The organism is Rhodococcus sp. 852002-51564_SCH6189132-a, assembly GCF_001665495.1.
Classification (GTDB): Bacteria; Actinomycetota; Actinomycetes; order Mycobacteriales; family Mycobacteriaceae; genus Rhodococcus; species Rhodococcus pyridinivorans.
The window spans coordinates 48,039-71,815 of sequence record NZ_LZMJ01000034.1; the positions used below are offsets into that span (position 1 = coordinate 48,039).

Sequence of the window (23,777 nt, forward strand, 5' to 3'; positions counted from 1 at the left end):
AACGGGTATTCGTGCGACCCCGAGACCGTACGCAAAGGTCATCATCCGTACACTCGTATAACAGGTCGGGGGGAAAGGGGAGCACCACGTGGCGACCACCGTCAGGCGCGAGGACTACTTCGACGCCGCGCTGGCCATCCTGGCCACCAACGACCATGCCGGACTCAAGCAGGCACGGTTGTGCAGTCACCTCGAGGTGACGACCGGCTCGTTCTACAACTATTTCGAGAGCTGGGCGCAGTTCAAGACCGAATTCCTCCAGCACTGGCTCGAGAGCCAGACGCTCCAGCTCGCCGCCGCGGCGCGCCTCGAGGGTTCGATGACCCGGCGGCTCCGGTTGCTCGTCGAATTCGCGTGCAGCCTCCCCCACTCCGCCGAGTCCGCCATCCGCGGTTGGTCGCACAGCGACTCCGGCGTCCACGAGGTGCAGAGCGAGGTCGACGACCTGCGGTACGCGGTGGTGGCCGAAGCGGTGGCCCAGTACCTCGGTTCGAGGGACCAGGCCGAGCGGTTCGCGCGGATGGCCCTGTACACGCTCGTGGGCTACCAGCAGACCGTGCCGCTGCAGGACGTGAGCTCGTTGCGGTGGTCCCTCGCCTATCTGCTGGGGACGCTGCTCCCAGCGGAGGAGGCGGCCGGTCTCTTCCCGCCGGATTCCTTCCCGCCGAACATCGGAACCTCCGGGTTCGAGGTGTCGAACCCCGAAACCTCGAACCCGGAAGCATCCGACTCGGAAGCGTCGGCCTAGTACGACTTCGGCAGGCCCAGCGAGTGCTGGGCCACGAAGTTGAGGATCATCTCCCGGCTGACCGGCGCCACGCGTGCGATGCGCGCGGCGCCGAGCATCGCCGCGAGGCCGTACTCCCGAGTGAGGCCGGCACCGCCGTGGGTCTGGATCGCCTGGTCCAGCGAGGCGATCGCAGCCTCACCCGCGGCGTACTTGGCCATGTTCGCGGCCTCGGCGGCCCCGAAGTCGTCGCCGCTGTCGTAGAGGACGGCGGCCTTCTGCATCATGAGCTTGGCGAGTTCGAGCTCGATCCGGCGCTGCGCCAGCGGGTGCGCGATGCCCTGGTGCGCACCGATGGGCTGCTTCCAGACGGTCCGCTCGTTGGCGTAGCGCACCGCGGCGTCGAGGGCGTACCGGCCCATACCCACTGCCATCGCCGCGCCCATGATCCGTTCGGGGTTCAGTCCGGCGAACAGCTGCATGAGCGCGGCCTCCGGCTCACCGACGAGTGCGTCGGCGGGAAGTCGGACGTCGTCGAAGAACAGGGAGAACTGGTAGTCCGGCTCGAGGATGTCCATCTCCATGGGCGTCTTCGTGAAGCCCGGGGCATCGGTCGGCACGATGAACAGGGCCGGACGGAGCTTGCCGGTCTTCGCGTCCTCGGTGCGGGAGACGACGAGCACGGCGTCGGCCTGGTCGACACCGGAGATGTAGACCTTGCTGCCGGAGAGGATCCAGTCGTCACCGTCGCGGCGCGCGATCGTGGTGATGTTGTGCGAGTTGGATCCGGCGTCGGCCTCGGTGATGCCGAAGGCCATGATGCAAGAGCCGTCGGCGAGGCCGGGCAGCCATTCCTGCTTCTGAGCGTCGGTGCCGTACTTGGAGATGATGGTGCCGCAGATCGCCGGCGAAACCACGACGAGCAGCAGCCCGGCGCCCTTCGCGGAGAGCTCCTCCTGCACCAGCGCGAGTTCGTAGATGCCGGCGCCGCCGCCTCCGTACTGCTCCGGAAGGTTCACGCCGAGGAAGCCGAGCTTGGCCGCCTCCGCCCACAATTCGGTGAGCGGCTCGTGCGCGCGCGACTTGGGAAGTACGTAGTCGACGTAGTTGTAGCGCTCGGCCAGAGCCGCCACCGCAGCGCGTAGTTCCTTCTGTTCTTCGGTCTCGATGATGCTCACGGGGATGCCTTCCGAGTCGGGTGAGAGGACGCGCGGCCGTGGACGGTCGCATGAGGGAACAGGTGGGTCAGGCGCCGTAACCCAGCCGCTTGGCGGCGAGTTCGGTGAGGATCTCTGTGGTGCCACCACCGATGCCGAGGATGCGCATGTCGCGGTACTGCCGTTCGACCTCCGATTCGGCCATGTACCCGAGGCCGCCGAACAACTGAACCGCCTGGTCGGCGACCCATTCGCCGGCCTCGACCGCGGTGTTCTTCGCGAAACATACCTCGGCGATCAGGTCGGTCTCTCCCGCCACGGCGCGCTCGGTGACGTGCCGCGTGTAGACGCGCGCGACGTCGACGCGACGCGCCATCTCGGACAGGGTGCGCTGCACGGCCTGGCGGGTGATCAGCGGTCGGCCGAAGGTCTCGCGGTCGCGGCACCACGCGACGGTCAGGTCCAGGCACCGCTGCGCACCCGAATAGGCCTGGGCGGCGAGGGCGATCCGCTCGGAGACGAAACCCTGTGCGATCTGCCAGAATCCGGTGTTCTCCGCGCCGACGAGGTTGGTGACCGGTACGCGGACGTCGGCGAAGGACAACTCGGCGGTGTCCGACGCGCGCCATCCCATCTTGTCGAGCTTGCGGGAGACGGTGAAACCCGGTGTGCCCTTCTCGATCACGAGCAACGAGACTCCCCCGGCGCCGGGACCTCCGGTGCGGACGGCGGTGACCACGAAGTCGGCGCGGCATCCCGAGGTGATGTAGGTCTTCGCTCCGTTGACGACGTAGTGGTCGCCGTCGCGCACCACGGTGGTGGTCAGATGACCGACGTCCGATCCGCCGCCCGGTTCGGTGATCGCGAGGGACCCGACGAGTTCGCCTGCGAGAGTGGGCCGTACCCACTTGTCGATCTGATCGGGATCGCCGGCCGCGATGAGGTGCGGCAGGGCGATGCCGCACGTGAACAGTGATGCGAACGCGCCGCCCGAGGCCCCCGCCTCGTGGAACGCCTCGCACACGGTGAGCGTGTCGGCGCCGTCGCCACCGGAACCGCCGACCTCCTCGGGGAATCCGGCGCCGAGCAGGCCGATCTTCGCGGCCTCGACGTGCAGTTCGCGGGGCAGTTCGCCGGCGCGCTCCCAGTCGTCGAGGTGGGGCAGGATCTCACGCTTCACGAAACCGGTGACGGTCTCGCGGAGGGCGAGACGCTCGGGGGTGGTCCACATGCTCACGATGTCTCCGATGGTGTTTTCGGTCGAGGATGGTGTTTCGGTCGAAGATGTCTCGGCCGGAGGTGTCTCGACTGTGGGGCGGGCGGTCTCAGGTGGCGGACGAGCCGGGCTCGCGCCCGGCGCCGGGGGCACCGGCGAAGGCCTGCGCGAGGCCGGGCCATTCCTCCGCGTCCGGGCCGTCGGCGACGAGGGCGGTGTCGTCGCGGTGGATGCGCTGGGTGACGAGCAGGCAGAAGTCCAGGGCCGGGCCGGTGACCGACTGCGCGGCGTCCTCCGGACCCCATTCCCAGCTGTCCCCGTCGGGGGCGGTAAGCACGACGCGGAACGGCTCGGCCGGGGGCTTCCGGTCGCGGATGACGTACGCGAAGTCGCGCGTCCGCACCCCCAGGTGCGCGACGTTCTTCAGGCGCGCGGTGGGCGTGCGGGTGACACCGAGGGCGTCGGCGACGTCACCCCCGTGCGCCCAGGTCTCCATGAGCCGCGCGGTCGCCATCGACGCCGGCGACATCGGCGGTCCGAACCACAGGATCTTCGTACCCCGCGGGAGTTCGGCGAGCGCGTCGGCGAGTTCGCGGCGGGTGTCGCGCCAGTCGGCGAGCAACTCCGCGGGCGGCCGCCCCGCCTGTTCCTCGGCACCGACGTCGACGAATCCCAGCGGGTCGCCGAATGCCGCTTCGACCATCTTCACGAAGGCGTCCGGGTCGCGCACGGCGGTGAGCGCCGCCCGGTCGGTCCACAACAGGTGACCGATCTGGTGAGCGATGGTCCAGCCCTCCGCCGGGGTGGGCAGTGCCCAACTCTCGTCGGGCAGGGTCGCGACGAGAGCGTCGAGATCGTCGCCCTCCGCGCGGAGATCGTCGAGCACGATGTACAGATCGGACATGCGGCAAGCGTCACACGCCACAGCCCCAAAATCAAGCACGTGTGATTGTTTTTTGCGGCAGGCGTCGTTCGTGCTCGTCGGACAGACTGACGAGATGGCCGACGATTCCCGCACGCACACCGTCGGCCCTGTCGTCGCGGTCCTCACCGCGGTGCTGTCGATGCAGTTCGGGGCGGCCTTCGCCGCGACCCTGTTCGACCGGGCTGGTGCTCTCGGCACGGTGACCCTGCGCCTGCTGTTCGCCGCCGTGATCCTCTGCGCGTTCACCCGGCCCCGGCCGTGGACGTGGACACCGGAACAGTGGCGGGCGGTGGTGACACTGGGCGCGAGTCTCGCGCTGATGAACACGGCGTTCTACGGAGCGTTGACGCGACTGCCGCTCGCCGCGACCGTCACCATCGAGTTCCTCGGCCCTCTCGGACTGGCCGCGATCCTGTCCCGACGTATGCGCGACGCCCTGTGGGTGGTGCTCGCGCTGGGCGGGGTGGTCCTGCTCGGCGTCGGCGACGGTGCCGGGCTGTCCACCGTTCCCGATCCGCTCGGAGTCGCCTTCGCGCTGGTCGCCGCATCGGGGTGGGCCTGGTACATCGTGGCGGGCTCACGTGTGGCGACGACCCTGCCCGGATCGGCGGGGCTGGCCGGGGCGACGACGATCGCGGCCGTCGTCGTCCTGCCGTTCGGCGCGGCGACGGCCGGCACCGAACTCCTCCGGCCCGACCTCGTGCTCGCAGGACTCGCCGTGGCGCTGCTGTCGTCGGCGATCCCGTACACCCTCGAGATCCGTGCCCTGCGCGACCTCCCGAAGAAGGTGTTCGCGATCCTCATCGCGCTCGAACCCGCCGCCGCAGCGCTCGCCGGCGCTCTGGTGCTGGGGCAGGTCGTCGAACCTCTCGCCCTCGCGGGTATCGCACTCGTGGTGGTCGCGGGGGCTGGTGCGTTGCAGCACTCGCGCGCCTGACCCGGCGCCGGATGTAAGCCAGGTCAGCGGGTACGGGTGATCAATCGGACCAACTCCCCCGCCGGACCGGACAACACCCGCGGCGGCCTCCAGACCGCGCGGAGCACACGCTGCAGGTCGAGTCCGTCCACCGCGACCGCGACGAGCCGGCCGGAGTCCAGATACTCCTCCACCGCCAGGGTGCTCAGCACCGCCGGGCCCGTGCCCCCGAGCACACTCGTGCGGACCGCGGCTCCGCTCCCGAGTTCGAGCAGCGGTGCGGCCCGGTCGTACTCCTGCAACGCGAGGTCGAGGGTGCGGCGGGTACCGGACCCCTCCTCGCGGACGACCAGTGGTGTCGCCGCCAATTCGGCCACGGTGAGCGGGCGCCGCCGCCGTGCCCACGGATGCTGCGGCGGGACGACCACGACCAGGCGGTCGCGTGCCACCGCGACACTGTGCAGTCCCTCCGGAACCGTCGGCCCCTCGACGAACCCGACGTCGCATCCGCCCTCGGCGACGACGTCACACACCCGCATCGAGTTGTGGACCTGCAACTGGATCTGGACGTCGTCGCGGAGCGTGCGGAAGGCGCCGAGCCACCGCGGGATGAGGTGTTCGGCGACCGTCATCGACGCCGCGACCACCAGTTCGGGTTGCTGTTCGACGCGCAGTGCTGCAGCGGCGTCGAGGAGGCGTTCCGCGTCGGCCAGGACCTCCCGCGCCCAGTGCGCGACCACCGTGCCCTCCGGGGTGAGCACCGAACCCGTGCGGCCCCGCCGCACGAGGACCGCGCCGAGTTGCCGTTCGAGTCGGCGCAGCATGCGGGTCGCGTTGGGTTGGGCGAGACCGGCCGCGCGGGCCGCGGCGCCGAGCCCGCCCCGGTCGTCGACCCCGACGAGCAGTTCCAGAGCGACGAGATCCGGCCAGCTGGTCATGCACGAACGATATGCCGCACTCGCCACTCATATCCATTCGATATGAGCTCATGTCCGATCGACGGCTGGTGCGGACACCGCTGCGGCGGAAGAGTCGAGGCATGCTCACCGTCCACGCGCCCGTGTCCCGGCCCACCGTCGTCCCGGGTCTCCTCGTGGCCTCGGCGGGCGCGGTCGTCGCACTGGGAGCGGCGCACCTGATCCCCGGGACGAGCCCGTTGCTCGTCGCGATCGTCCTGGGTGTGGTCGTGGCGAATATCGGTCTGCCCGCACCGGTGGTCGGCCTTCTGGAGCCGGGCCTGGGTACGGCGTCGAAGCGTCTCCTCCGAGTGGGCGTCGCTCTTCTCGGCGTGCAGCTCGCGGTCTCCGATCTCGTCGACCTCGGGTGGGGCACAGCGGTCGTCGCGGCGACCGTCGTCGTCGCGGGTATCGGCGGGTCGCTCGCCTTCGGCCGGTGGCTCGGGGTGGGCTGGACCCAGCGCCTGCTCATCGCGTGCGGTTTCTCGATCTGCGGAGCCGCGGCCGCGGCGGCGGTCGACGGTGTGATCGATTCGCGCAAACGCGAACTCGTCACCACCGTCGCATTGGCGGTCGTCTTCGGCACCGCGATGATCCCGCTCGTTCCGCTCGCCGCCGGGATGCTCGGGCTGACTCCCGGGACCGCCGGTCTGTGGGCGGGTGCGGCGATCCACGAGGTCGCCCAGGTGGTCGCGACCGGCACCGCCCTCGAGGCCACCGCCGGTGGGGTGCTCGCCGCGGCGGTGACGGTCAAGCTCGCACGGGTGGCACTGCTGGCCCCGGTCGTGGCGGTCGTCGGGGTCGTCGCTCGGCGGCGCGGTGAGGACCGCCGCGACGAGCGCACTCCCCCGATCGTGCCGGTCTTCCTGCTGGGTTTCCTCGCGTGCGTCGCACTGCGCTCGACCGGACTGCTCGATCCGATCGTGGTGGAGGCTGCGGGGACGGTGCAGCGCACGCTGCTGACCGTCGCGATGTTCGCCCTGGGCGCGGGGGTGCGCCGGGAAGTGCTCCGCGGCGTCGGATGGCGTCCGATCGCGCTCGCGGCAGCGGCGACCGTCTGGGTCGCGGCGATAGCCCTGATCGGCGTGTTGTCACTCAGCGGGCGGTGACGATCAGGACGGCCGACGAGATCGCGAGCACCACGACCGTGGCGGAGACCGCGACGTTGCGCCACCAGAAATAGGGCGCGCGACCCGCGACCAGACCGCGCACTCGCGCGCGGTGACCGATCCGGGAGGCGAGCAGCACCGCCAGCACGGGCACGAGGCAGATCAGGCCGATCGACGCGACCACGGCACCAGGGCCCGGCACGAACCGCATGAATCCGAGCACCACCGCACCGAGCACCGAGGCGGTGCGCAGCCACGCCAGACTCGTCCGTTCGGGCTGCAGACCGACGTCGCCGTGCCGCAGATCGTCCCGGCTCACGGTGCGGCTCGTCTCACCGGGCGATCGCGACGGCGAGCACGACCCCCGAGACCCCGAGGGCCACGGCGAGCAGATAGGCCACCCACGGCACCGGGAGTGCCCGTCCGGTGCGCATCGCGTGCTCGACGCGGTGCCAGCGGATCAGCGCGAACACCGTGAGCACGGCGGCGAATCCGAGCAACGCGCACGCCAGCACCGTGCGGAGCCCCTCCGACACGATGCCGCCCGCGAAGGTCTCCAGCGCGACCGCCGCGGCGATGACGCCGAGCGCGGTCCGCACCCACGCGAGGAAGGTGCGCTCGTTGGCCAGCGTGAAACGAGGGTCCGGGTCCGTACCGTCACGCAGCGCCTTCGGGCGCCAACCGTGCAGCGCCTTCGGGCGCCGGCCTCCGCTGGTCTCCACGGAGCGGACTCTATCCCCGGACCGATCAGCCCACGACGAGATCGGACCCGCGGGCCGCCACGGGACGGGTCTTCAGCGGCCGCTTCGCCGGTCCTTCGACCGGCGCGCCGTCGAGGTCGTACCGGCTGCCGTGGCACGGGCAGATGATGCGATCGTCCTCGACACCGCTGAGATTGCAGCCCTGATGGGTGCAGATCGCGATGAACGCGCGGAAGTCGCCCTCTGCGGGCTGGGTGACGACGAGCCTCTTCGATTCGAGCATGACGCCCCCGCCGACCGGCACGTCCGCGACGGCGGCGACGACCTCCGCATCGGGTCCGGGAGGCGCCGTCGTGGTCGGTGCGGGCACCGCCGATCGCGCCTCGCCGGTGTCGCCGGACGATCCGCAGGCTGTAAGGGCCGCGCCGGCCGCCACCACACCGGCGCCGCCGATGAGGGTGCGGCGCGTGAGCGCCGTGCGGTCGAGGTTGTCGCTGCTCATGCACATGTCCGTTCGGGTCGGGATTCGGTTCTCCCGAGCCTATCGACGAACGTCCGGGCGGGCCGCGACCTGCGTCACCCGCGGCTGTGTCAACGACGCAGCGAGGCGAGCAGCGGAAGACGGCGTCGGCGACGACCGAGTTCGACGAGGCTCTCGCGGTCGGTGATCTTGACGCGCGGCCGACCCTGGGCTCGTCCGGTCTGCCGCTCGGCGGCGTCGATGGTCTTCCAGCCGTCCAGGTCCACCCGATCGGGCCTGCGCTGTGCGAGCAACCGGTTCAGCGCACGACGGTCGCCGCGGGGAGCGGCGAGTGCACCGGAGTCGAAGTCGGCCAGCAGCGCGGCGACGGTCTCCTTCGCGCATCCCTTGTTGGTGCCGATGACGCCGCTCGGGCCGCGCTTGGCCCACCCGGTGACGTAGACGCCGGCGTCCACACGACCGCCGGTGTTGGGAACGACCCCGCGGACGTCGTCGAAGGGCACACCCGGCAGGGGAACGCCGCGATAGCCGATCGACCGGAGTACGAGCGTGGCGGGCAGGTCCTCGAAACGGCCGGTGGGTCGGGCGGAGAGACGACCACTATCGTCGACGAGTTCGGTGCGTTCGATCCGCACGCCGGTCACGTGGTCGTCGCCGAGCAGTTCGCGCGGCGCGGCGAGGTACCGGAAGACGATGCGGCGGTGCCCGGGACGGACGGGCCGGCCGGCGTACTCGCTGGCGAGACGGACGCGCAGCGCGGTCGCCGCGTCCTCCTCCACGGCCCGGGCGCTCACCGGATCGAGTTCGAGGTCGGCGTCGTCGACGACGACGTCGACTCCGGTGAGGTCGCCGAGGGCGAGGAACTCCGGATTGCTGTACGCGGCCTGGGCCGGGCCGCGCCGGCCGAGCAGGACGACCTCGCGGATGTTGCTCTTCCGCAACGCCGTCAGGGCGTGGTCGGCGATGTCGGTGCGCGCGAGTTCGTCGACGTCCATGGTGAGTATCCGCGCGACGTCGAGGGCGACGTTGCCGTTGCCGACGATGACGGCGCGTTCCCCGGACAGATCGAAAGTGCGGTCGGCGTAGTCGGGGTGGCCGTTGTACCAGGCGACGAACTCGGTGGCGGCGTGGCTGCCGGGCAGGTCCTCACCGGCGACCCCGAGGCGGCGGTCGGACGACGCACCGGTCGCGTAGATCACGGCGTGGTGGTGCTCGAGCAGTTCGGCGTGGGTGATGTCGCGACCGACCTCGGTGGCAAGGTGCAGGGCGAACTCCTCGCGCCGGAACGACCATTCGAACGATTCCGTGACCGCCTTGGTCCCCGGATGATCGGGGGCGACACCGGCGCGCACGAGGCCGAAGGGAGTCGGGAGCCGGTCGAACATCTCGACCTCGACTTCGGAACGTTCGAGCAGTTCCTGGGCGGCGTAGCAGGCCGCGGGGCCGGCGCCGACGATCGCGACCCGCAGCGTTCCACGATCGCGCGGAGGCGCCGGGGTGGGCACGAGGGGCTTCCACCCCTCCGGCGCCGGGTGGTCCTCGTACCAGGCCGCGTTGATCTCGGCGAACCGCATCTGGGAGGGATCGAGCTTGTCGTCGGGCAGGATCGCCTCGACCGGGCACGCGTCGGCGCAGGCGCCGCAGTCGATGCAGGTCTTCGGATCGATGTGCAGCATCTCGGCGGTGGCGAACTCGGGCTCGTCCGGCGAGGGGTGGATGCAGTTCACGGGGCAGACTGCGACGCAGCTCGCGTCGTTGCAGCAGGTCTGGGTGATCACATAGGCCATGGGAAGGGTCCTCGGCAGCCGGGCGGAGCGTCCGCGAATTTCATGTAACGATCCGTAACAGTTAATTCGACTGTAGCGGCTGTCGCCGTGGGTTCGCAAGAGAACCTGCGACCGCCCACCGAAACTGCGAGAATCGCACGATCGGACATCCGACCCGGGGGGACACATGGCCACGTCGACGCCGAGCACCGATCTGCCTCGGACGCGACCGCTCACGGAACTGCCCGAGCAGGCGAACCCCTTCTCCACCGAGCGCACCGTCCGCACCGGCGACGTCGACACCGGTAAGCGACTGCGGCTCGACGGCATCGCCCGCTATCTCCAGGACATCGGCACCGACAACCTCGCCGCCGTCGGCGCGTCCGAGACCGACCCGCTCTGGATCGTCCGGCGCACGATCGTCGACGTGCACCGCCCCGCCGAGTACGGCCGCACGCTCCGGCTGCGACGTTGGTGCGACGCCCTGTCGACGCGGTGGGCGAACGTGCGGGTCCGCTTCGACGACCCCGGCGACGCCCCGGACGGCCCGCTGATCGAGACCGCGGCGTTCTGGATCGACATCGGTCCCACCACCGGCGCCCCCACCCGGATCAGCGACGGCCTGTTCGAGCACATGGCCCGCTACGCGCACGACACACGCCTGAAGTGGACGGCGTGGCTGCCCGCTCGCGCACCCGACGAGGTCGACGACGAACGCGTCTTCCCCCTACGCGCCACCGACCTCGACCCGTTCGGGCACGTCAACAACGCCGTCTACTGGCACGGCCTCGAGGAGCTCCTGCCCCTCCGGCCGGACATCCCGGACGCGCCGTACCGGGCGGTGATCGAACACCTGCGCCCCGTCGCCGCCGGCGAGACCCTCACACTGCGGACGACCCTGCGAGAGGACGGACTGACGGTCTGGTTCACGGTCGAGGATCACACTCGCGCGGTCGCGTGGATCGGCCGGAAACCGGACGCTCTACGGTGGACCCCATGACCCGTACCCTGATCTTGCTGCGCCACGGCAAGTCCGCGTACCCGGACGACGTGGACGATCACGAGCGTCCCCTCTCCCCCCGCGGACGCCGCGAGGCCGGACTCGCCGGTCGCTGGATCCGGGCGAACCTGCCCGAAGTGGACGCCGTTCTGTGCTCCACCGCGACCCGGACGCGCAAGACACTCGCCGAAGCAGCCGTGGAGGCTCCCGTCGAGTACCGCGACAGCCTGTACCACGCCGATCCGGAATCCCTGGTCGCCGAGATCCGGAGAACGGCCGACGACGTGCACACCCTGCTCGTCATCGGGCACGAGCCGACCCTCTCCGCGACCGTCCTCGGGCTCATCACGGATCACAGCACCGACGCTGCCCATCAGGTGGCCGAGAAGTTCCCCACCTCCGCGATCGCGGTCCTCACGGTGAGCGGATCCTGGTCCGAACTGTCGCGAGGCACCGCCGAACTCGTGGACTTCCACATCCCGCGCTGACCCGCGTCCCGAGCGACCCACCCCGAGCGGAACTGCCACGGGACGCTCGCACGCACGCCGTGACGGCATCACCGTCGAGAACAAATGACGAAGGTCCCGCCCCCGAAGAGAAGAGGGCGGGACCTTCGTCGTCTACTACGGCAGCGAACTACCGGTAGTCGTTGGAGTAACCGTAATCATCCAGCGGCACTGCAGCGCCGGTGTTCTGGCCGAAGCCGTCCGGCGAGTAGTACTGGTCGTCGTACGCCGGGATGGCGTACGCGGCCGCACGGGCCTCCTCGGTCGGCTGGACCTCGATGTTCCGGTACTTGTTGATACCGGTACCGGCGGGGATCAGCTTACCGATGATCACGTTCTCCTTGAGACCGATCAGCTTGTCCGAGCGGCAGTTGATCGCCGCGTCGGTGAGCACGCGAGTGGTCTCCTGGAAGGACGCCGCCGACAGCCACGAGTCGGTGGCCAGCGACGCCTTCGTGATACCCATGAGGACCGGACGGCCGGCAGCCGGCTCGCCACCCTCCTGAACCACACGACGGTTCGCAGCCTCGAACTCGCTGCGCTCGACGAGCGAACCGGGCAGGAACTCCGTCGAGCCCGAGTCGATGATCGTCACGCGACGCAGCATCTGACGCACGATGACCTCGATGTGCTTGTCGTGGATCGACACGCCCTGGCTCCGGTAGACCTCCTGGACCTCGTGGACCAGGTGGACCTGAACCTGACGCGGGCCCATCACGCGCAGCACCTCGTGCGGATCGGCAGAGCCCTCGAGGAGCTGCTGACCGACCTCCACGTGATCGCCGTCCGCGAGCACGCCCTCGGTGCCGTCGGCCTTGCGGATGACGTGCAGACGCTGACGCTTGGACAGCTTGTCGTACACGACCTCCTCGCCACCGTCGTCGGGGATGATCGTGATCTTGTAGAAACGATCGTCGTCCTCGAGACGGATGCGACCGGAGACGTCGGCGATCGGGGCCTTGCCCTTGGGGACGCGAGCCTCGAACAGCTCCTGGACGCGGGGCAGACCACCGGTGATGTCCTCACCGACGCCACCCTGGTGGAAGGTACGCATCGTCAGCTGCGTACCGGGCTCACCGATCGACTGGGCGGCGACGATACCGACGGCCTCGCCGATGTCGACGAGCTTGCCCGTCGCCATCGAACGGCCGTAGCAGGTCGCGCACACGCCGGTGCCGGTGTCGCAGGTCAGGACCGAGCGGACCTTGACCTTCTGGATACCGGCCTCGAGCAGCGCCTCGATCGCCGGGTCGCCGAGGTCGGAACCACGCTCGACGACGACGTTGCCGTTCGCGTCGACCGCGTCCGTCGCCAGCGTGCGAGCGTAGGTGCTGGTCTCGATGTGAGCGTCGCGCACGAGCTCACCGGTCGGCTGACCGGTCGCGTCGCGTGCGAGCTCGGCGATGGTCATCTCGATGCCGCGCGGCGTGCCGCAGTCGACCTCGCGGACGATGACGTCCTGCGAGACGTCGACCAGACGACGGGTCAGGTAACCCGAGTCGGCGGTACGGAGAGCGGTGTCGGCCAGACCCTTACGCGCGCCGTGCGTGTTGATGAAGTACTCGGCGACGGTCAGGCCCTCACGGAAGGAGGACTTGATCGGGCGCGGGATGAACTCGCCCTTCGGGTTCGTCACCAGACCCTTCATGCCCGCCAGCGAACGGATCTGGGTCATGTTGCCCGCAGCACCGGACTTGACGATCGTGGGGATCGGGTTGTCGTCCGGGTAGTGCGCCTCCATGACCTGACCGACCTCTTCGGTCGCTTCCTGCCACAGCTTGACGAGCGAGTCGCGACGCTCGTCCTCCGAGAGCTTGCCTCGGTCGTACTGCCGCTGGATGGCGTCGGCCTGGGTCTCGTACCGCTCGAGGATGTCCTTCTTCTCCGGCGGAACGAGCACGTCCGCCATCGAGATGGTGACACCCGAACGCGTGGCCCAGTAGAAGCCGGCGTCCTTGAGCTTGTCGACGGTCTGCGCGACAACGATCATCGGGTACCGCTCGGCCAGGTCGTTGATGATCGCGGCCTGGCGCTTCTTCGGCATGATGTCGTTGACGAACGCGTAGTTCGTCGGCAGCAGCTCGTTGAACAGCACGCGACCGAGGGTGGTCTGCGTGGTCCACGGCTCACCGAACTTCCAACCCTCCGGGAACAGCTCGTTCTCGACGTCGCGCGGCGGACGCAGCTGGGTCAGGCGCACCTTGATCGGAGCCTGGACCGACAGCACGCCACGGTCGACGGCCATCTGGGCCTCGGCCGGCGACGAGTAGACGCCCTGCTCGGGCTCGTCGGCGGTCGCGGCCGTGTAGGCGCCGGGGGCGTCCTCGACCAGACGGGTCAGGTGGAACAGACCCGTCACCATGTCCAGACGCGGCATGGCGAGCGGGCGGCCCGATGCCGGCGACAGGATGTTGTTCGACGACAGCATCAGGATGCGGGCCTCGGCCTGCGCCTCCGCGGACAGCGGGAGGTGCACGGCCATCTGGTCGCCGTCGAAGTCGGCGTTGAAGGCCTCACACACGAGGGGGTGCAGCTGAATGGCCTTGCCCTCGACGAGCTGCGGCTCGAACGCCTGGATACCGAGGCGGTGCAGCGTGGGAGCACGGTTCAGCAGAACCGGGTGCTCGTTGATGACCTCTTCGAGGACGTCCCACACCTGCGGGCGCTGACGCTCGACCATGCGCTTGGCGGACTTGATGTTCTGCGCGTGGTTGAGGTCGACGAGACGCTTCATCACGAACGGCTTGAACAGCTCGAGCGCCATCAGCTTCGGCAGACCGCACTGGTGCAGCTTGAGCTGCGGACCGACGACGATGACCGAACGGCCCGAGTAGTCGACGCGCTTACCGAGCAGGTTCTGACGGAAGCGGCCCTGCTTGCCCTTGAGCAGATCGGACAGCGACTTGAGCGGCCGGTTACCGGGACCGGTGACCGGCCGGCCACGACGGCCGTTGTCGAACAGGGCGTCGACCGACTCCTGCAGCATCCGCTTCTCGTTGTTGACGATGATCTCGGGGGCACCGAGGTCGATCAGTCGCTTGAGGCGGTTGTTGCGGTTGATGACGCGGCGGTACAGGTCGTTGAGGTCGGAGGTCGCGAAGCGGCCACCGTCGAGCTGCACCATCGGACGCAGTTCCGGCGGGATCACCGGCACGGCGTCGAGCACCATGCCCATGGGCGAGTTGCCGGACTGCTGGAACGCCGCCACGACCTTCAGGCGCTTGAGAGCACGGAGCTTCTTCTGGCCCTTGCCGCTGCGGATGGTCTCGCGCAGCGACTCGGCCTCGGCATCGATGTCGAAGTTCTCGATGAGCTTCTGGATCGCCTCGGCACCCATGGCACCGGTGAAGTACTCGCCGTAGCGGTCCTGGAGCTCGCGGTAGATCATCTCGTCGACGATCAGGTCCTTCGGCTTCAGCTTCGTGAAGGTCGTCCAGATCTCGTCGAGGCGGTCGAGCTCGCGCTGCGCACGGTCGCGGAGCTGACGCATCTCGCGCTCGCCGCCGTCCTTGACCTTGCGGCGGACGTCGGACTTGGCGCCCTCGGCCTCGAGTTCGGCGAGGTCGGCTTCGAGCTTCTGTGCACGGGCCTCGAGGTCGGCGTCGCGCTGGTCGGCGACCGACTTCTTCTCGACCTCCATCTCGGCTTCGAGAGTGGAGAGCTCGTTGTGGCGCAGCTCGTCATCGACCGACGTGATGACGTACGCGGCGAAGTAGATGATCTTCTCGAGATCCTTCGGCGCGAGGTCGAGCAGGTAGCCGAGACGGCTCGGCACACCCTTGAAGTACCAGATGTGCGTCACCGGAGCGGCGAGCTCGATGTGGCCCATACGCTCACGGCGGACCTTGGCGCGGGTCACCTCGACGCCGCAGCGCTCGCAGATGATGCCCTTGAAGCGGACACGCTTGTACTTGCCGCAGTAGCACTCCCAGTCCCGGGTGGGACCGAAGATCTTCTCGCAGAACAAGCCGTCCTTCTCGGGCTTGAGCGTGCGGTAGTTGATGGTCTCGGGCTTCTTGACCTCGCCGTACGACCAGTTACGGATGTCCTCGGCGGTGGCCAGGCCGATCCGGAGTTCATCGAAGAAGTTGACGTCGAGCACGTAACTTCCTTTCCCCTGTGCGGGTTGTATTGCTGCTAGTTGTCGCTATCGCTGCCGGGGCCCGACGCGGTACGCGCCCAGTGGTGTCGGGGTGCGTACCGCGTCGGCTCGGCTCCTAGTTCGCGAGGTCGTCGACCGTGGCCGACTCGTTGCGGGAAAGGTTGATGCCCAGGTTGGCGGCCGCCCGCTCGAGGTCCTCGGCGTCGCCGTCGGCCATCGCGATGGCCGCGCCGTCGCTGGAGAGGACCTCCACGTTCAGGCACAGCGACTGGAGTTCCTTGAGGAGCACCTTGAACGACTCGGGGATACCCGGCTCGGGGATGTTCTCGCCCTTGACGATCGCCTCGTAGACCTTGACGCGACCGACCACGTCGTCGGACTTGATCGTGAGCAGCTCCTGGAGGGTGTAGGCGGCGCCGTAGGCCTGCATGGCCCAGCACTCCATCTCACCGAAGCGCTGACCACCGAACTGTGCCTTACCACCGAGCGGCTGCTGCGTGATCATCGAGTACGGACCGGTCGAACGCGCGTGAATCTTGTCGTCGACCAGGTGGTGCAGCTTGATGATGTACATGTAGCCGACCGACACCGGGTACGGGAACGGCTCGCCGGAGCGACCGTCGAACAGCGTCGCCTTGCCGTCGGGGCCGACCATGACCTCGCCGTCGCGGTTCGGCAGCGTCGAGGACAGCAGACCCGTCAGCTCCTCCTCACGGGCACCGTCGAACACCGGCGTGGCGATGTTGGTGTCGGGCTCGGCGGCGAGCATCTCATCGGAGAGGTTCTGCGCCCACTCGGGACGGCTGCCGTCGTCGGCCACCTGGATCTGCCAGCCGGCCTTGCCGATCCAGCCCAGGTGCGTCTCGAGGACCTGGCCGATGTTCATACGACGCGGAACACCGTGGGTGTTCAGGATGATGTCGACCGGGGTGCCGTCGGGCAGGAACGGCATGTCCTCCTGCGGGAGGATCTTGCCGATGACGCCCTTGTTGCCGTGGCGGCCGGCGAGCTTGTCGCCGTCCTGGATCTTGCGCTTCTGCGCCACATACACGCGGACGAGCTCGTTGACACCCGGAGGCAGATCGTCGTCGTCCTCGCGCGAGAACACGCGAACACCGATGACCTTGCCGTTCTCGCCGTGGGGCACCTTCAGCGAGGTGTCGCGGACCTCGCGCGCCTTCTCACCGAAGATCGCGCGGAGCAGGCGCTCCTCGGGGGTCAGCTCGGTCTCGCCCTTCGGCGTGACCTTGCCGACGAGGATGTCGCCGTCGCGGACCTCGGCGCCGATGCGGACGATGCCACGCTCGTCGAGGTCGGCGAGGACCTCGTCGGAGACGTTCGGGATGTCGCGGGTGATCTCCTCGGCACCGAGCTTGGTGTCGCGAGCGTCGATCTCGTGCTCCTCGATGTGGATCGAGGTGAGCACGTCCTCCTCCACGAGGCGCTGCGACAGGATGATCGCGTCCTCGTAGTTGTGGCCTTCCCACGGCATGATCGCCACGAGCAGGTTCTTGCCGAGCGCCATCTCACCGTTCTCGGTGCAGGGGCCGTCGGCGAGGACCTGGCCGGACTCGACGCGCTGTCCTTCGTCCACGATCGGACGCTGGTTCGAGCAGGTGCCCTGGTTCGAACGGTCGAACTTGCGCAGACGGTAGGTCTTGCGGGTTCCATCGTCGGCCATGACGGTGATGAAGTCGGCGGAGACCTCTTCGATCACGCCGCTCTTCTCGGTGACGATGACGTCGCCGGCGTCGACGGCGGCACGCAGCTCCATGCCGGTACCGACGATCGGCGACTCGCTGCGCACCAGCGGCACGGCCTGACGCTGCATGTTCGCGCCCATGAGGGCACGGTTGGCGTCGTCGTGCTCGAGGAACGGGATCATGGCGGTCGCGACCGACACCATCTGGCGCGGCGAGACGTCCATGTACTCGACCTGGTCGGCGGAGACGTACTCGATCTCCGCGCCCTTCTTACGGACGAGCACACGCTCGTCCGAGAAGCGGTTGTCGGAACCGATCGGCGAGTTGGCCTGCGCGATGAGGTAGCGGTCCTCCTCGTCGGCGGTGAGGTACTCGACCTCATCGGTGACGACACCGTCGACGACCTTGCGGTAGGGCGTCTCGATGAAACCGAACGGGTTGACCCGCGCGTACACCGACAGCGAGCCGATCAGGCCGATGTTCGGGCCTTCCGGGGTCTCGATCGGGCACATGCGGCCGTAGTGGGACGGGTGGACGTCGCGGACCTCGAGGCCGGCGCGCTCACGCGACAGACCGCCGGGGCCCAGCGCCGACAGGCGACGCTTGTGGGTCAGGCCCGAGAGCGGGTTGTTCTGGTCCATGAACTGCGACAGCTGGGAGGTTCCGAAGAACTCCTTGATCGCGGCCACGACCGGACGGATGTTGATCAGGGTCTGCGGCGTGATCGCCTCGACGTCCTGGGTGGTCATGCGCTCACGGACCACGCGCTCCATGCGGGACAGGCCCACGCGGATCTGGTTCTGGATGAGCTCGCCGACCGTGCGCAGACGACGGTTGCCGAAGTGGTCGATGTCGTCGACCTCGACGGGAACCTCGACGCCGCCGGGGACGGTCATCTTGTTCTCGCCCGCGTGCAGGCGCACGAGGTACTCGATCGTGGCGACGATGTCTTCCTCGGTGAGGGTGGACGCCTCGATCGGCTGGCCCGTGTTCAGGCCGAGCTTCTTGTTGATCTTGTAACGGCCCACGCGCGCCAGGTCGTAGCGCTTGTCCTTGAAGAAGAGGTTCTCCAGCAGGGTCTGCGCGCTCTCCTTGGTCGGCGGCTCGCCCGGACGGAGCTTGCGGTAGATGTCGAGGAGCGCCTCGTCGGTGCCCGCCGTGTTGTCCTTCTCGAGCGTCGACATCATGATCTCGGAGAACCCGAAACGCTCGACGATCTGCTCGGTGGACCAGCCCAGCGCCTTGAGCAGCACGGTGACCGGCTGACGACGCTTGCGGTCGATACGCACACCGACGGTGTCGCGCTTGTCGACGTCGAACTCGAGCCAGGCACCGCGGCCCGGGATGACCTTGACGCTGTGCAGGTCCTTCTCGGTGCTCTTGTCGACGTTCTTGTCGAAGTACACACCGGGCGAACGCACGAGCTGCGACACCACGACACGCTCGGTGCCGTTGATGATGAAGGTGCCCTTGTCGGTCATCATCGGGAAATCACCCATGAAGACCGTCTGGCTCTTGATCTCACCGGTGTTGTTGTTGATGAACTCGGCGGTGACGAACAGCGGAGCCGCGTACGTCATGTCCTTGTCCTTGCACTCCTCGACGGAGGCCTTGACCTCGTCGAAGCGCGGATCGGAGAAGGACAGGGACATCGAACCCGAGAAGTCCTCGATGGGCGAGAGCTCGTCGAGGATTTCTTCCAGGCCACCGACGACGTGACCGTCGCCGCGCTCGGCAGCCTTCGCGCGCCAGCGCTCCGAGCCGATCAACCATTCGAACGAATCGGTCTGTAGATCGAGGAGCCCGGGAACTTCGAGGGGTTCGCGAATCTTCGCGAACGACACCCTCGTCGGGGCTCCGGGGATTCCGGCTACTGCCTTGGTCTGGCTAGAGACTGCCAAGATGCGTCCTTCCAGCACCTCACGCGGGCCGCTCCAACCGGTGCGACCGCCGCTGTACCTGCTTCTTCATGTGGGGCGTTTTCGCTGGTCGCAACCCGAACGAGAACCCCACCGACGCACCGAAACGGTCTCGCTCGAAAGAGCGAATTCCGACTCGACGATCAGAAGGTGAACAGGAGGCAGCCAGCGCAAAGAACTAACCTACACCTGAGTAGGCGAAATGTCCACAGGGGTGCCTCAAAGAAACCTGGCAAACGACCTCGAGCGGCTCACGAGGAAGCCTTCAGTCGAACAGGCGTACCGATAGAGTGACCGCTCGCGTCGCCTGCGTCAAGACTGCGCGTCCGGAACGATCCGCGCGTCGCGGCCGCGGACGCCCCCGGTGAGGGGGCGATCCGCAGCCGTCGTCACCGGTCGCGGATCTCCGAGACCAGCCATCGTCCGTCCGACTTCTCCATCCTCACCAGCAGCGGTGCGGCCGCACTTCCCTGGGCGATCCCGTCGCCGGTGGCGCTGACGTTGATGTAGGCGGCGACCTCGGCGCGGGTGTCGTCGATCATCGTCACGCCGATGTGCTCGACCATCACCTCGGTGACCGTGCGGGTGTCGATCGCGGCCTTCTTGGTGACGTCCGCGGTCGAGTCGAACTCCTCGAGCCGCTCCGGGGTCAGCAACTCCCGGATCCGGCCGAAGTCCTCGTCGATGGTGCGGTAGTCGTAGCCGTGCATGGTCTCGATCGCGACCTTCGCGGCCTCGGTGACCTCGCGTGTCTCCGCGGTGTCGACCCACGCGACGTTCGAGATCTCGGCGCCGGGGCGGAAGGCTGCGACCGCGGCGATCACCGCGAGCACCACCGCCACCGCACCGACGACGATCACCGGACGCCACCCACCGGAGGCACGCGACCTGCCGGCGTCACCGGCGGGAGGCTCGGGCGGATCAACCGGCTCGGCCGGAGACTCCGTCGGGTGCTCTGCGGGAGTTCCGTCGCCGGCCGCCGGGGCCGGCTTCTCCTGCTCCTCGTCCTGCTTGTCGAGCGTCACCTCGGAGGGTCGTGACTGCTCGGCAGAAGTTTCCTCGGCAGAGTTTTGCTCTGCCCGGGTCGGGCGTTCGTCCTCTGCCCGGGTCGGGCGTTCGTCCTCTGCAGGGGTCGCCCGAGGCGGTCGGGACGTGCCGGCGACCTTCGGCCGACGGCGCGGGGGCCCACTGGGGCCGGTCTTCCGTCGCTGCGGGGGCACTACACGTTCTCCTTCGTCGACTTGCCGAACATCACGGGCCCGCCTCGCCCTCGGGCGCGGGCGCCCCGGAACCCTCGGGCGCGGGCGCCCCGGAACCCTCGGGCGCGGGCGCCCCGTCCGGTGCGGGCTGCGCGCCGGGATCGGGAGCCGGAGCACCGGGGACCGGTCCCGACTCCATCTCGACGGAGGCGAGCGGTTCGATGGTCTCGGCCTTCCACACGTCGCCGTCCTTGCGCAGCGACACGAGCACCGGGACCTTGTTGGTCACGAAGTACTCGGGAGTCTGGGTGCGCACGGCCAGGACGACGAGCGCCTTGCCCAGGTCATCGTCGGTGTTGAGTTCGGTGAGCGTTCCGAACAGCACCTCGGCCGACATGCTGGTGCCGGTCTCCGCGACCCGGGCCCGGATGTCCTCTTCGGTCGCCGCGAGATCGTTGCGCAGGGCGTCGCCGGTGATCGACGACCGCATGTTCTCGATCGACAGGTCGACGTCGTTCGCGTCGACGCTGTTCAAGTTGACGGCCGCCTGCATGGCTCCCGAGAGCGCGGCGTCGCGCGCCTCGGCAGCCGAACGGTCCACCAGGAGCGCGCGCCCCCAGCCGTAGCCGAACCACACCGCCGCCGCGAGGGCGACGACGGCGAGCACCGAGACGACGGCGAGGGCCGCCCTGCGTGCCCCGCCCGGCCCCCGCCCGTCCGCGGGCGAGTTGCCGTCGGCGGAGGGGGGCGGGGTGGGCGGAGCGTCGGAGGAAATTGGTGCACTCACTCCACAAACCTACTAACTGCTCACTTCGGGGTGACTCCGAGCAACGGCGCGAGCTGCGTCGCGATCGGATTCAGGTTGAGCTTGTCGGGGTCCTTCTTCGGCTTGAAATCCCAGGGCTGGATCGTGTTCGGATCGGCGAAGACGATGCGGTTCGCGCTGCGCACGCCGGTGACACTGCCCTGCGGCACCTCGCACGAGGCGTTCGTGTTGAACGGGAAGTCCTGCTGGGTCTCGTCGAAGTTCGGATCCTGCGCGCGCATCTGCGCGAGGATCTCCTGCGTCCCCTCGTACCCGATGGTGCACGAAGGCGGATTGTTGGTCTCGAGCACGATGCCCTGACGCACCGCGCCGTCGCCCGGAGCGACCGTACTCGCACTGCCCGCGACGGCGGGAAGGAAGGCCAGCAGCGGCTGCAGAGCGATCGACTGCGGGGCTGCCGCTTCCGCCACCGCCGCGAGGTTGGCGAGGTCGGTGGTCAGGCCCGGGCCGGAGCCCTCGATCAGCTGGGAGAGCTGGTCGCTCGCGTCGGTGCCGGTGTCGATCAGGCGCCGCAGGTCGGGGTCGCTGTCGCGGAGCTGCGCGGTCACCAGATCCAGATCCGAGCTGAACTGCTGGATCGCCGACGACTGGGCGGACTGCGTGTCGAGCACCGTGAGGCTGTCGCGGATGAGCGTAACGGTCTGCGGCAGGTATTCGGTGCCCTTCTCGCTGAGACCGGCGAGCGCGTCGACGAGCACCTGCAGGTCGTCGCCGCGGCCGTCGAAGGCCGCGCCGAGCTCGGTGACGACGGTGCGCAGCGGCTCGAGCGGAACCGAGTACACGAGGTCGTTCGTGCTCAACAGCAGGTCTTCGACCGGCGTGGGCAGATCGTCCTCGGTGCCCTCGATGACGGAGCCCTGTTCGAGATAGGGGCCCTCGTCGTTCGGCGGCTGCAGATCGACGTACTGCTCACCGATCGCCGACCGGTTCGCCACGACGGGACGCGCCGACGCCGGGATCTGCGGTCCGCCGTTGTCGAGGCGCAGTTCGACGTTGATTCCGTCGTCCGTGAGGCTGAGCGCCCCGACTCGACCGACGGGCACCCCACGATAGGTGACCTCGGCGTTCGGGAAGATGCCACCGCCGGTGGGGAACCGCGCGTCGACGGTGTACTGGCCGAAGCCCATGAGGTTGTCGAGCCGCACGTACCGGGCACCGACGAACACGATGCCGAGCAGGGCGATGACCACGAACAGCGCGAGCTGCACTTTCACCAGGCGCGATCTCACTGCCCACCCCCGAGTCCGAGCTGATTCAGCAAACCTTCCAGCGGCCCCGGCGGCGGGGCCTCGTCACCGTCGGTGCCGGTGCCGGTGCCGGTGCCGGTATCGGTGTCCGTACCGGCCTCGGTGACCCCCGGGATCTCGATGCCGTCGGGCAGCGACACCCCTTCGGGCAGGGTCACACCGGGCAGACGCGGAGTAGGAAGCACCGGCAGCAACGACACGGTGGGCCAGCCCGGGGCAGGTCCGTTCCCGTCGTAGTACGGGTTGGACGGGTCGACGAGCGGCTTCGGATTGCCGAACTTCGGCTGGCGGTAGACCGGGTCGCCCTGGCCCACACCGAGCGCGGCCAGCGCATCGCCGATCTGCAGGTCGACGAGGAGGAAGAGGTTCACCGAGTTGCCCAGCGCGACCTTCTCGACACCGTCCGGGAACGGCACCGTGGGCACGAAGGAGAGCGCCTCGACGAGATCGTCGCCCGACGCCGCGAGTGCCTGGAGGGTCGGGCGCAGCGCCAGGAGATCGGCGATCAGATCCTCCTTGGACTGATCGAGAACGTCGACACCTGCGGTGCCGAGCCGGTCGAGCTGGCCGAGCAGCTGGGTCAGCTGCGGCCGCTGTTGCTCGAGCACCTCGGTCGCGACCGGCAGTTCGTCGAGCACGGCGGCGATCTTGTCGTTCTGCTCCGCGACCCGCACCGTGAGCTCGTCGAGTCCGTCGAGCGCCCGGGTGATGTCGTCGCGTTGCTGTTCGAGACCGGTGATCAGGGTCTCGGCCTGCTCGATGAGGCTGCGCGTGGTTCCCTCGCGGCCGTCGAAGGCCGTCGACAATTCGTTGACGATCGGCGCGAGCTGGCCGACACCGCCACCGTTGAGCAGCAGCGACAGCGCGCCGAGCACCGGTTCGAGTTCGGTGGCGTGCCGGGTGCGGTCGAGCGGGATCACGTCGCCGTCGGCGAGCCGGCCCGTCGGGGGCTCGTCCTCCGGAGGCGTGAGCTGCACGAACTTCTCACCGAGCAGACTCGACTGTTCGACGCTCGCGAGCGCGTTCGCCGGCAGGTCCACGCTCGAGTCGAGCACGATGCCGACGTCGGCGGTCCATCCGAAATCGGATGCGACCGAGATCGATTCGACGCGCCCGACCGGCACACCGTCGACCTTCACGCTCGACTGCGGAACCAGGTCGAGCACGTCGTCGAACTGGATGGACAGACGGATCGGATCGCTACCCACGTCGGCGCCGCCGGGCAACGGGACGTCGGACAGACCTCCGCACCCCGTGACCGTCACCGCGACCACGCACGCGGCCGCTCCGAAGACACCTGTGCGGCCCATCCTCTTCGCGC

Annotated in this window: 19 protein-coding genes; 5 read left to right on the forward strand and 14 right to left on the reverse strand. The window is 68.8% G+C overall.

Going from position 1 to position 23,777, the window contains the following annotated elements; translation table 11 throughout:
• Positions 1-88 precede the first annotated feature (88 nt).
• Positions 89-748 (forward strand): TetR/AcrR family transcriptional regulator, encoded by a 660-nt coding sequence (locus A5767_RS06705; protein ID WP_006552262.1) that lies wholly within the window; start codon positions 89-91, stop codon positions 746-748.
• Here A5767_RS06705 and A5767_RS06710 read toward each other — a convergent pair.
• From A5767_RS06710 to A5767_RS06720, 3 genes are all read right to left on the reverse strand, one after another.
• Entirely contained in the window at positions 745-1,905 is a 1,161-nt protein-coding gene (locus tag A5767_RS06710; protein WP_006552263.1) for an acyl-CoA dehydrogenase family protein, read from the reverse strand. The genes A5767_RS06705 and A5767_RS06710 overlap by 4 nt on opposite strands.
• 67 nt (positions 1,906-1,972) lie before the next feature.
• Positions 1,973-3,121 carry an acyl-CoA dehydrogenase family protein gene (locus tag A5767_RS06715; RefSeq protein ID WP_064851969.1) on the reverse strand — a complete coding sequence of 383 codons (1,149 nt, stop codon included), beginning with the start codon at positions 3,119-3,121 and terminating at the stop codon, positions 1,973-1,975.
• An 88-nt stretch (positions 3,122-3,209) separates the two neighbouring features.
• Entirely contained in the window at positions 3,210-4,004 is a 795-nt protein-coding gene (locus A5767_RS06720) for a TIGR03084 family metal-binding protein (RefSeq protein WP_064851970.1), read from the reverse strand.
• Between the two features lie 94 nt (positions 4,005-4,098).
• Between A5767_RS06720 and A5767_RS06725 the strand changes: the two genes are divergently transcribed.
• Positions 4,099-4,962 (forward strand): EamA family transporter, encoded by an 864-nt coding sequence (locus A5767_RS06725; protein ID WP_064851990.1) that lies wholly within the window; start codon positions 4,099-4,101, stop codon positions 4,960-4,962.
• Between the two features lie 23 nt (positions 4,963-4,985).
• Here A5767_RS06725 and A5767_RS06730 read toward each other — a convergent pair whose 3' ends face one another.
• Positions 4,986-5,879 carry a LysR family transcriptional regulator gene (locus tag A5767_RS06730; RefSeq protein WP_016690882.1) on the reverse strand — a complete coding sequence of 298 codons (894 nt, stop codon included), beginning with the start codon at positions 5,877-5,879 and terminating at the stop codon, positions 4,986-4,988.
• Between the two features lie 101 nt (positions 5,880-5,980).
• Between A5767_RS06730 and A5767_RS06735 the strand changes: the two genes are divergently transcribed.
• Entirely contained in the window at positions 5,981-7,006 is a 1,026-nt protein-coding gene (locus A5767_RS06735) for a YeiH family protein (protein ID WP_064851991.1), read from the forward strand.
• Here the strand turns inward: A5767_RS06735 and A5767_RS06740 are convergent.
• From A5767_RS06740 to A5767_RS06755, 4 genes are all read right to left on the reverse strand, one after another.
• Positions 6,993-7,325 carry a DUF202 domain-containing protein gene (locus A5767_RS06740; protein WP_006552269.1) on the reverse strand — a complete coding sequence of 111 codons (333 nt, stop codon included), beginning with the start codon at positions 7,323-7,325 and terminating at the stop codon, positions 6,993-6,995. The genes A5767_RS06735 and A5767_RS06740 overlap by 14 nt on opposite strands.
• 13 nt (positions 7,326-7,338) lie before the next feature.
• On the reverse strand, positions 7,339-7,728 hold the full coding sequence (locus A5767_RS06745; protein ID WP_006552270.1) for a YidH family protein: 390 nt from the start codon (positions 7,726-7,728) through the stop codon (positions 7,339-7,341).
• 25 nt (positions 7,729-7,753) lie between these two features.
• On the reverse strand, positions 7,754-8,209 hold the full coding sequence (locus A5767_RS06750) for a Rieske (2Fe-2S) protein (RefSeq protein ID WP_006552271.1): 456 nt from the start codon (positions 8,207-8,209) through the stop codon (positions 7,754-7,756).
• 89 nt (positions 8,210-8,298) lie between these two features.
• Positions 8,299-9,975: an FAD-dependent oxidoreductase gene (locus tag A5767_RS06755; protein WP_064851971.1), complete on the reverse strand. Its 1,677-nt coding sequence runs from the start codon at positions 9,973-9,975 to the stop codon at positions 8,299-8,301.
• A gap of 166 nt (positions 9,976-10,141) precedes the next feature.
• On the opposite strand from A5767_RS06755, the gene A5767_RS06760 reads away from it, so the two are divergent.
• Both A5767_RS06760 and A5767_RS06765 read left to right on the forward strand, forming a co-directional pair.
• The gene (locus A5767_RS06760; protein ID WP_024101674.1) at positions 10,142-10,954 is read left to right on the forward strand and encodes an acyl-[acyl-carrier-protein] thioesterase; all 813 of its coding nucleotides are present in this window, start codon (positions 10,142-10,144) and stop codon (positions 10,952-10,954) included.
• On the forward strand, positions 10,951-11,442 hold the full coding sequence (locus tag A5767_RS06765; protein WP_006552274.1) for a SixA phosphatase family protein: 492 nt from the start codon (positions 10,951-10,953) through the stop codon (positions 11,440-11,442). The genes A5767_RS06760 and A5767_RS06765 overlap by 4 nt, the downstream gene beginning before the upstream one ends.
• A 148-nt stretch (positions 11,443-11,590) precedes the next feature.
• On the opposite strand, the gene A5767_RS06770 is transcribed toward A5767_RS06765, so the two are convergent.
• From A5767_RS06770 to A5767_RS06795, 6 genes are all read right to left on the reverse strand, one after another.
• Positions 11,591-15,562, reverse strand: coding sequence for a DNA-directed RNA polymerase subunit beta' (locus A5767_RS06770; protein WP_006552275.1), 3,972 nt, complete (start codon positions 15,560-15,562; stop codon positions 11,591-11,593).
• 115 nt (positions 15,563-15,677) lie between these two features.
• Complete coding sequence (gene rpoB / locus A5767_RS06775) at positions 15,678-19,184, reverse strand: DNA-directed RNA polymerase subunit beta (RefSeq protein ID WP_064851972.1); 3,507 nt, start codon at positions 19,182-19,184, stop codon at positions 15,678-15,680.
• A 389-nt stretch (positions 19,185-19,573) separates the two neighbouring features.
• Positions 19,574-20,209: a hypothetical protein gene (locus tag A5767_RS06780; RefSeq protein WP_197483218.1), complete on the reverse strand. Its 636-nt coding sequence runs from the start codon at positions 20,207-20,209 to the stop codon at positions 19,574-19,576.
• Between the two features lie 226 nt (positions 20,210-20,435).
• A complete protein-coding gene (locus A5767_RS06785) occupies positions 20,436-21,050 on the reverse strand; it encodes a hypothetical protein (protein ID WP_024101678.1) in 615 nt (204 codons plus the stop codon).
• Positions 21,051-21,190: 140 nt separating this feature from the next.
• Complete coding sequence (locus A5767_RS06790) at positions 21,191-22,438, reverse strand: MCE family protein (protein WP_039958116.1); 1,248 nt, start codon at positions 22,436-22,438, stop codon at positions 21,191-21,193.
• Positions 22,435-23,766 (reverse strand): MCE family protein, encoded by a 1,332-nt coding sequence (locus A5767_RS06795; protein ID WP_064851974.1) that lies wholly within the window; start codon positions 23,764-23,766, stop codon positions 22,435-22,437. The genes A5767_RS06790 and A5767_RS06795 overlap by 4 nt, the downstream gene beginning before the upstream one ends.
• Positions 23,767-23,777 lie beyond the last annotated feature (11 nt).

Bases quoted from the DNA above. Each gene is read 5' to 3' on its own strand.
- A5767_RS06720 (WP_064851970.1), bottom strand. From the start codon at position 4,004: ATGTCCGATCTGTACATCGTGCTCGACGATCTCCGCGCGGAGGGCGAC.
- A5767_RS06725 (WP_064851990.1), top strand. From the start codon at position 4,099: ATGGCCGACGATTCCCGCACGCACACCGTCGGCCCTGTCGTCGCGGTC.
- A5767_RS06730 (WP_016690882.1), bottom strand. From the start codon at position 5,879: ATGACCAGCTGGCCGGATCTCGTCGCTCTGGAACTGCTCGTCGGGGTC.
- A5767_RS06735 (WP_064851991.1), top strand. From the start codon at position 5,981: ATGCTCACCGTCCACGCGCCCGTGTCCCGGCCCACCGTCGTCCCGGGT.
- A5767_RS06750 (WP_006552271.1), bottom strand. From the start codon at position 8,209: ATGAGCAGCGACAACCTCGACCGCACGGCGCTCACGCGCCGCACCCTC.
- A5767_RS06755 (WP_064851971.1), bottom strand. From the start codon at position 9,975: ATGGCCTATGTGATCACCCAGACCTGCTGCAACGACGCGAGCTGCGTC.
- A5767_RS06760 (WP_024101674.1), top strand. From the start codon at position 10,142: ATGGCCACGTCGACGCCGAGCACCGATCTGCCTCGGACGCGACCGCTC.
- A5767_RS06765 (WP_006552274.1), top strand. From the start codon at position 10,951: ATGACCCGTACCCTGATCTTGCTGCGCCACGGCAAGTCCGCGTACCCG.
- A5767_RS06795 (WP_064851974.1), bottom strand. From the start codon at position 23,766: ATGGGCCGCACAGGTGTCTTCGGAGCGGCCGCGTGCGTGGTCGCGGTG.